This window comes from Streptomyces sp. NPDC001270 (genome assembly GCF_042896695.1).
In the GTDB taxonomy this organism is placed as follows: domain Bacteria; phylum Actinomycetota; class Actinomycetes; order Streptomycetales; family Streptomycetaceae; genus Streptomyces.
This window is the reverse complement of record NZ_JBIAXM010000084.1, coordinates 1-6963: the sequence shown is the minus strand read 5'-3', so window position 1 is coordinate 6963 and position 6963 is coordinate 1. Positions and strand designations below refer to the sequence as shown.

The 6963-nt window shown below is 67.3% G+C and carries 5 protein-coding genes and 4 pseudogenes; 6 read left to right on the top strand and 3 right to left on the bottom strand.

Translation table 11 applies throughout. The annotated features are described in order from the left end of the window. Positions 1-295 (bottom strand): annotated as a pseudogene (locus ACFY2B_RS45895) (hypothetical protein); the annotation flags it as partial. Between the two features lie 213 nt (positions 296-508). On the opposite strand from ACFY2B_RS45895, the pseudogene ACFY2B_RS45890 reads away from it, so the two are divergent. From ACFY2B_RS45890 to ACFY2B_RS45880, 3 genes and pseudogenes are all read left to right on the top strand, one after another. Beyond that, positions 509-865, top strand: a pseudogene (locus ACFY2B_RS45890) (transposase); the annotation flags it as partial. 85 nt (positions 866-950) lie between these two features. After that, the gene (locus tag ACFY2B_RS45885) at positions 951-1601 is read left to right on the top strand and encodes an IS630 family transposase (protein ID WP_390769006.1); all 651 of its coding nucleotides are present in this window, start codon (positions 951-953) and stop codon (positions 1599-1601) included. A 211-nt stretch (positions 1602-1812) separates the two neighbouring features. Next, positions 1813-2275 (top strand): annotated as a pseudogene (locus tag ACFY2B_RS45880) (transposase); the annotation flags it as partial. 80 nt (positions 2276-2355) lie between these two features. Here ACFY2B_RS45880 and ACFY2B_RS45875 read toward each other — a convergent pair. Then, positions 2356-3222 carry a carbohydrate ABC transporter permease gene (locus ACFY2B_RS45875; RefSeq protein ID WP_390769005.1) on the bottom strand — a complete coding sequence of 289 codons (867 nt, stop codon included), beginning with the start codon at positions 3220-3222 and terminating at the stop codon, positions 2356-2358. An 11-nt stretch (positions 3223-3233) separates the two neighbouring features. After that, positions 3234-4181, bottom strand: a complete 948-nt coding sequence (locus ACFY2B_RS45870) for a carbohydrate ABC transporter permease (RefSeq protein ID WP_390769004.1) — start codon at positions 4179-4181, stop codon at positions 3234-3236. On the opposite strand from ACFY2B_RS45870, the gene ACFY2B_RS45865 reads away from it, so the two are divergent. From ACFY2B_RS45865 to ACFY2B_RS45855, 3 genes and pseudogenes are all read left to right on the top strand, one after another. Then, on the top strand, positions 4180-4452 hold the full coding sequence (locus ACFY2B_RS45865) for a hypothetical protein (RefSeq protein WP_390769003.1): 273 nt from the start codon (positions 4180-4182) through the stop codon (positions 4450-4452). The two genes, ACFY2B_RS45870 and ACFY2B_RS45865, sit on opposite strands and share 2 nt — an antisense overlap. A 262-nt stretch (positions 4453-4714) precedes the next feature. Further along, positions 4715-5725 (top strand): aldo/keto reductase, encoded by a 1011-nt coding sequence (locus ACFY2B_RS45860; protein ID WP_390769002.1) that lies wholly within the window; start codon positions 4715-4717, stop codon positions 5723-5725. Between the two features lie 338 nt (positions 5726-6063). Continuing rightward, positions 6064-6842 (top strand): annotated as a pseudogene (locus ACFY2B_RS45855) (transposase). Positions 6843-6963 lie beyond the last annotated feature (121 nt).

Genomic DNA, 6963 nt, shown 5'->3' with positions numbered 1-6963 from the left:
CGTTGGAACTGCCGCAGGCGACGAGTTCGATCGTCGGGTCGATCCGCCGCATGGCCTTGCCGGTCTCGGCGGCCAGCCGGCCGTACTCGGTGCCGAATGCCAGCCCGCCTTCAACCACGAGACCCACCGGTTCATCAGCTGGCTCTCGGTCACCGGACGTCTGCAACCCGGGGCGGACTATCTGGTCGCCCGGCGCCCGCGACTGGGCATCGTGCTCGCCCGCACGGAGCCGGAGCTGCACCTGCGGTTCATGGAGACCGCCCGCACGCTCGGCTTTCGCCGAGACGGTGGCCATGACCCAGTTCAACCTGCTGGCCCACTTCGTCGCGCTGTTCGGCAAGCAGCCGCACGAACTGCAGCAAAGCGACTGGGACGAGGGACGCCGCTTGCTGTTAGAGGCCGCCCGCCGCATCCCCAACCGCGGGGTCAAGGCCCTGCCCGATGACGCCCACCCCCCTGCCCCGCCTGGAGCAGTGGGACGAACTGCGGCACTGGCGCGCAGTTCCTGGTGCGCTCCTCCGCCCGGCGTTGCCCGGCCATCCAGCGCCGCCTGCCGGACGGCTCCTACCTGGCTCGCCTGTCCGCCCCCTACCAGGCCGGACGCGGCTACGGCACGCTGCCGGTGCGGGTGATCGAGGCATGGGTCACGGTCACCCTCGCCGACGGGACAACGCGGCGTGAGCCGTGGCGGCTGGTCACCAGCCTCCTGGACGCCCAGCGCTACCCCGCCCACGAACTGGTGGATCTTTATCACCGCAGGTGGCAGGTGGAGACCACGTACTTCTCGATCAAGGCGACCATGCTCGACGGCTGCGTCCTGTGCTCACGCAGCGTCCCGGGACTGGACCAGGAGGTCTACGCGCTGCTGACCGTCTACCAAGCGCTCATCCGCACCGCGGGCGACGCTGCGGCCACCCGGCCGGGCCTGGCCATGGAACGGATCTGCTGGTTTGGAGGAGAAGCGCCGCGGCGGGCCGCGGACCCAGGTGCCGCCGCGGGTGCGGGCTCGGGTGATCGCTTTGACGAGGATGTCCCCGCCGGCGGAATCCGGTCTGTCGCACTGGTCGACGCGGACACTCGCCGGCCACCTGAAGCGGCGGGAGGGCATCTCGGTGTCGTGGCATTACGTCGCCCGCATCTGGTGTGAGGAGAATCTGAAGCCGCACCGCCCGGGCACCTTCAAGATCTCGAAAGACCCGGCGTTCGCGGAGAAGGTCCCCGATGTCGTCGGTTTGTACCTGGCCCCGCCCGGCGGCGCCGTGGGGCTGTCGGTCGACGAGAAGACGCAGGTGCAGGCCCTGGACCGGACCCAGCCAGTGCTGCCGGTGACTTTCGCGGCCACCGAGAAGCGCACCCACGACTATGTGCGGCACGGCACCACGAACCTGTTCGCCGCGCTGAACGCCACGACCGGTGAAGTGCTGGGCGAGTGCAGGCCGAACCGGAACGGCACGACCTTCCTGGCGTTCCTGAAGAAGGCCGTCGGTGCGGGCACGAGACACGCCCTGGACCACATGGCCGCGGTGGCCCGCGCGCACCGCGAAGCACTGCTGCACGACGTTCCAGGAGCAACGGAGCCCTGGCCCGCCACGAAACTGTAAGAACCGCACGAGTCCGCAGCAGCACTCGCCCCCGGCTCCGGCTCCACAGCACCCGCCTGTCAGCAAGCCATGGCGGGCTCAAGTGATTAACGCACGCCTCCTGCGGACGAGCACCGATCACGTCGCTCCGTACCTACGCCAGCGCGCGTATTGAGTCGTGATCAAGCTGCGGGATTGGCCTGCGCTGCGGGGCCTGGTCCGGCAGATCTTCTTGCGGACGCGAGTGCAACTTACGCATGTCGAGTGGGAGTTCATCGGGCCGTACCGGCCGATCGGCGTGTACGGACCGTACCCCAAGCGGCTGCGGCAGCAGTTGGAGGGCGCGATCTGGCAGTTCAAGACCGGCGGGCAGTGGCGGGAAATGCCGACCGAGTTCGGCGCACCGTCCACAACCGTTTCCGGCAGCGCGTGACGCCGGCGTGGCGGCCGCGAAGAACAAACCGGGCAGGACGCCGAAGACAATCCCGAACCGGAAGAGTGACGGCGCATCCGGCGCCGGCACAAACTCCCGCTCAAGGCCGCTCTCCTGGGACGCTCCAGGGGCGGGTCACCACGGCGACCCAGCCCTGGTGCTTGGGCCTGGTCGGCAGACCAGCAAGGTCCACGTGGCCGCCGACCGGAAGCGCCGCCCGCCGGCGTTCGTGTTGACCGCGGGACAGGACCGTTCGTTACCGCCGATCACGGGACAGAGCCGAACGTCTTACAGTCCTCCCGGCGCGGGACGTGGCACCGCCGCGGTGGTGGGTCGGGTCCGTCACTTGATGCCTGTCGTGGCGATCCCCTGGACGATCTGCCGCTGGAAGACCAGGAAGACCGCGATGAGCGGGATGAAGCCGAGGACCGAGGAGGCCATGACCTCGGCGTACTGGGGGCTGGTGGGGTCCACCAGTGAGGCGAGGCCCACAGGGATGGTCTGGGACTTGGTCTGGCTGAGGACCAGCAGCGGCCACAGGAACGAGTTCCAGGAGCCGATGAAGGTGAGAATCGCGACCGTGGACACCGCCGGGCGGCAGATCGGCATGCAGACGGTGGCGTAGACCCGCCACCAGCTCGCGCCGTCGATGCGGGCCGCCTCGATCAGCGCCGTGGGGATGCCGCGGAAGAAGGAGTGGAAGACGAACACCGAGATCGGTGCCGCGACCGACGGCAGGACCAGTGCCCAGAACGTGCCGAGCAGGTGGAACGACCGGTACTCGATGAACTGGGGCAGCACCAGCGCCTCGGTCGGCAGCATCAGTCCGGCCGTGACGACGGCCATGACCAGGCCCCGGCCGCGAAAGCGCAGGAAGGCCAGCGCGAATCCGGCCATCGAGCAGAAGGCCACCGTGAAGATCACGGCGAGCGCCGAGATCACCAGGCTGTTGAGGTACCAGGTGCCGATCGGATGGTTGTCCCAGGCGGCCGAGTACGCGTCCAGCGACCAGCCGCCGGCGAAGATCGACGTGGGGCTCTGGGTGATGGACGCGTCGTCGCGCAGCGAGGTGATCAGTGCCCAGACGAAGGGCACCAGCCAGATCAGGGCGAACAGGGTCAGGCACACGGCGCAGAGCCGGTTGAAGAGCTTGGCGCCGTTGACCGCGCCCTTCGGTTCGGCGGGCTGCGGCTGGGTGATGGTGGTCATGGGTCCTCCGCTCAGGCCGCACTGCTGGTCGCACGACGGCGCCGCAGCCCGTACCAGGCCGCCGAGATCGCGACGATGATGATGAAATACACCAGGGTGGCGGCAGCGCTGTAGCCACCGCGGTAGGCGGTGAAGCCGGTGTCATAGATGTACTCGATGACCGGTCGGGTGGATTGGTTGGGTCCGCCGCCGAGCAGCTGGTAGATCTGGTCGAACACCTTCAGCGAGGCGAGAATCTGAAGGATCAGCACCAGGCTGGTGGTCCGGCCGAGCAACGGCACCGTGATGTGGCGGATCTGCTGCCAGGGGCTCGCGCCGTCGATCGCCGCCGCCTCGTAGACGTCTGCGGGGACGTCCTGGATCGCGGCGGTGTAAAGGACGAAGTTGAAGCCGAACGTCCACCACACGGTCATCAGCACGACGGCAGTCCAGCCGCCCGAGGTGCTGCCGATGAAGTCCGGCACCGGCAGTCCGACAGCATCGAAGACCTTCGGTATGAGGCCGATCTGCGGGGTGTACATCCACAGGAAGACCAGGGTGACCACAGAGGACGGCACGACGTACGGAACGAAGAAGGCGATGCGGTAGAAGAGCCGGCCGCGGCGTATGCGCGAGGCCAGGATGGCGACGCCCAGCGCGAGGGTCACCAGCGGGGGCGTGGTCAGCAACGTGAAGAGTACCGAGTGCCACATGCTCTCCCAGAAGAGGGAGTCAGTGAGTACCTCGCGGTAGTTCGACAGGCCGACGAAGTCCCCGAGGCCGCTCTTGACGGTGGTGGTGTTGAAGAAGCTCAGCACCACGCCGACGAGCAGCGGGCCGACCAGGAACAGCAGGTAGATCACGAGGAAGGGGGCGGTGAGCAGCCTGCCTGCCCGGCGTTCGGAACGGGTAGGCCGGTCGGCGGCGAGGCCCGTGGGGGATGCGGCGGGTGCCGGTCGCGTCGAGACGACGGTCGTCATGGTGACTGCCTCCTACTTCATCGTGACCGGCGGTCGGGACGTGGTGTACCGCTTCAGAGCGGAGCGCATCGCGGCCACCATGCCCTTGGGCGTGATCCGCCCGGCGAGAGCCTCGATGACCGTCCCGCCGATCACGCCCTGGAAGTCCGAGCCGGCGCCGGTGTTACGCCCCCTGTCCCGCTACGCGTACAAGAGCCTCCGCGTCGACCGACGCACCTACAAGGCCACCATCAGCATCGACATCCTGTGGACAGAGCCGATCAGCCCATAACTTCATGGCCTTGGGCAAAAGCCATGCCGGGCCCGGAGGCCAGCGACCCCGTTGCAGGGCCACGGAAAACATAACGGGGGCTGAGTAGTGCACCCCACGCGCTCGGCCGAGAATTGACAGTTTGTTACTCGCTACCACTGGGTTCTCTGGTACGTCTGGCCAAAACGGTTGAAACCTGACAGGGCGCACATGCCCCACGCCTCCGAATTCCGGATCGAGACGTATTGCGTTAGAGCGCACTCCAACTCCTAGGTTCGGAAGCATGCGATACGTCAAACTCGGAACGACCGGACTGGAAGTCTCCGCCATCACCCTCGGCTGCATGAGCTTCGGCGAGCCGGACCGGGGCGGCGAGCCCTGGTCGCTGGGCGCGGACGCCAGCCGGGACATCATCAAGCAGGCCCTCGAGGGCGGCGTCAACTTCCTCGACACGGCCAATGGGTACAGCGCCGGAAGCAGCGAGGAGATCGTCGGTCAGGCGGTCAAGGACTTCACCCGGCGCGAGGAGGTCGTTCTCTCCACCAAGGTCTGGATGCGGATGCGCCCCGGTCCGAACGGCGCCGGGCTGTCCCGCAAGGCGATCTTCGCCGAGCTCGACGCCTCCCTGAAGCGACTGGGGACCGACTACATCGACCTGTACCAGATCCACCGCTGGGACTACGACACCCCGATCGAGGAAACCCTCGAGGCGCTGCACGACGCGGTCAAGTCCGGGAAGGTCCGCTACATCGGAGCCTCTTCCATGCACGCCTGGCAGTTCGCCAAGGCCCTGTACCTGGCTGACCTGAACGGCTGGACCCGGTTCGTGTCGATGCAGGACCACTACAACCTCATCCACCGAGAAGCAGAGCGGGAGATGCTCCCGCTCTGCGCCGACCAGGGCATCGGCGTGATCCCGTGGAGCCCGCTGGCGCGGGGCAGGCTGACGCGGGCCCGGGACACCGCCACGGCGCGTGCCGAGACCGACGAGGGCGGCAAGATCCTCTACCGCGACGGGGACCAGGCAGTGGCCGAGCGCGTCCACGAGATCGCGGGCAAGCGGGGTCTGTCCCCGGCCCAGGTCGCCCTGGCCTGGGTCATGCGCAACCCGGCGGTGACCTCGCCCATCGTCGGGGTCACCAAGCCGGCCCAGCTGGCCGACGCGGTCGCCGCGGTGGACGTCGAACTCGACGAAGACGAGGCCGCCTACTTGGAGGAGCCCTACCAGCCGCACGAGGCCGCCTACCTGGAGGAGTCCTTCTACAAGTCGCAGCCTGTGGCGGGCTCCCGGTAGTCCGGGCTACCGCCGGGCCTTCGACGAGTCCTTGGCCTCGGCCTTCACAGCCCTGTGGTCGGCCCGGCGTTGCTTGCGGGCGGTCGCGCGCAACTGCATGATCCGCGCTGCCCGCCAGCGCGGTGAGCAGGATGCCCGCCACCGCGGCCAGCAGCAGGGCCACGCGCAGCGGAACGTGCCCGTGGGCACCGAAGTAGCCGACGTCCACCGACTGCTCCTGAGTTTGGTCAATTGGTAAGAAATTTCGCGGGTAGGGGCGTCAGGCTGATGTGACGCGGGCACCGGGATCCGTTTTGACGTGGGACTCCTACATCTCCACATCTGAAAACGGAGCACCGGTGCCCGCCGTCGAAGCATGGGCGATCGAGCCCTTGTGGGTCCAGTTCGAGGCCCTCCTGCCACCGCATCTCGAGACACATCCGTAGGGCTGTCACAACCCACGGATCCCGGACCGGATCGCGTTCGACAAGCTCGTCGCGAAACTCGTCTTCGGCGGCTCGTGCGAGAAGCACGCCGATCAATCATGCTCGGCAACCACGATGAGAACCCGACCCAACGAGTGGATCGCGACCGGTGTCTTCGCAGGGCTGGAGCAGATCGTGTTGGAGACCTACGACCGTGTCGTGGGACTGGACCTGGCCGACATCACCGTCGACGGGCAGATCACCAAAGCGCCCTGCGGTGGCGAGGTCGCCGGGAAATCACCGATTGACCGGGGAAAACTCGGGATCAAGTGGTCGCGGACGACCGACGGACGTGGGATCCCACTGGGCTGTGTCGTGACCGGCGCGAACCGGCACGACTCCCCGTTCCTGCGCCCGACGCTAGAGAAGCTCGGGCGTTTCGAGCTCGCGTTGCCTGAGCAGATCAGAGTGCACCTTGACGCGGGCTACGACTCCACGGTCACCCGCAAACTGCTGACCGATCTCGGCTGCGAGTGGCGGATCCAGCCCAAGGGCGTCGTGATCCCGATCAACCACACTCGCCGATGGGTCGTCGAGCGGTCGTCATCAACGCCCTGCTCGCGTTGATGACCGCGATCATCGTGATCCGACGCCTCATCCGCGAAGCCTGGACCAGCCAACGCCGGGACACACGGCCAGCCCGCCGACCATGACGCCTTGTCCTCTACCCGCGGAATCTCTAAGGGCGTGCAGATCTTTAACTCGTGGCTTTCCGCTCGCTGATTCGTTGGTCTGGCATGAGCAGTTTGGAAGCACAACGGGCCGTGCTGGCAG

Excerpts from the sequence above, each read along its gene's own strand:
- ACFY2B_RS45875 (WP_390769005.1), bottom strand. The coding sequence starts at position 3,222 with ATGACCACCATCACCCAGCCGCAGCCCGCCGAACCGAAGGGCGCGGTC.
- ACFY2B_RS45865 (WP_390769003.1), top strand. The coding sequence starts at position 4,180 with ATGGTGACTGCCTCCTACTTCATCGTGACCGGCGGTCGGGACGTGGTG.
- ACFY2B_RS45870 (WP_390769004.1), bottom strand. The coding sequence starts at position 4,181 with ATGACGACCGTCGTCTCGACGCGACCGGCACCCGCCGCATCCCCCACG.
- ACFY2B_RS45860 (WP_390769002.1), top strand. The coding sequence starts at position 4,715 with ATGCGATACGTCAAACTCGGAACGACCGGACTGGAAGTCTCCGCCATC.